This is a genomic window from Streptococcus sp. HMSC057G03 (assembly GCF_001808745.1).
Taxonomy (GTDB): Bacteria; Bacillota; Bacilli; order Lactobacillales; family Streptococcaceae; genus Streptococcus; species Streptococcus parasanguinis_Z.
In genome coordinates, this window is the sequence record NZ_KV794423.1 from 187,125 (window position 1) to 188,167 (window position 1,043).

Sequence of the window (1,043 nt, forward strand, 5' to 3'; positions counted from 1 at the left end):
GTTTTTCAGTTGGTTTGTTTGGTTTTTCAACTGTCTTGCTTACTGGGTTGTAGTAGTTAACAACTTGCGCTGCTTTGTTTTCGATATCAGAACCAGCTACGACATCGTCTTTCACTGTTGCTGGGATATCAAATTTATAGTAGCGTCCAAATTCAAACTTAGTTGTATCAATGATTTGTGTATTTTCAGCGTCGCCAAGTGACTTAGTGAAGCCATCCTTAAGGTTAGCTGTCAGAACACCATTGTTATCAGAGATATCAAATTTAGTCGTAACATCTGCACCAGTAACTGAATCATAAACCTTGATATCTGAAGCATTAACAGTCAATTTATCCTTGTCGTAGTTATCTGTGATACCTACTGTTTGGATGTTATCTTTGTTGCTTGCGTCAAATTTAGTTGTATCCAACCATACTTGGTAGTAAAGTTTTTGACCACGTTCAACTGTCTTAGTATTCAAGTTTTCATCTTCGTTGTTGGCAGTTGTATCGACATATGGATTGGTGTTTGTTTCACCATATTTATCTGTCAATTCAGAATCGTCATCAACGAGCTTCGTACCTGTAATATCGAATTTCGCTTTAGAAACAACGTATTTCTCTGGTTGGAACTTGGGTTCTGTTGGAGGAGTTACCTTGTTGTTGAATTCTTTATCGGCAGGATCTGTCACGTTTGTGATCAAGGCTTTCGCAGTACCATCATGACTTACTTTAACAGTGACAACTGCTGACATTTCATCGTAAGTGACAGTTGAGTCTGTACCCTTAACCTCTGTTACAGTGTAAGTGTAAGTACCTTCTTGACCCTTCTGGTATTTAAGGGCAGTGACAGTTTTACCAGCTTTGTTTGTGTAGTCAACTGGAGTAAACTTGAAGTTGCCGTCTGCGTCGTTGGTTGCAGTCGCAATCACAACATTGTCGCTATCTTTCAACTCGAATGTGAATTCGTTAGCTTTAAGGTCGCGACCTTCCAATTTCTTAGTGAAGTTGAATTCTACTGAGATTGGAACATTGTTTACACGTTTTTCAGTTGGTTTGTTTGGT

1 protein-coding gene is annotated in these 1,043 nt (G+C 38.8%); it reads right to left on the reverse strand.

All coding sequences use genetic code 11. The features are described 5' to 3' along the window. Positions 1 to 1,043: SspB-related isopeptide-forming adhesin (locus HMPREF2686_RS04900; protein ID WP_315940700.1), on the reverse strand; the 1,043-nt coding region annotated here is incomplete at both ends.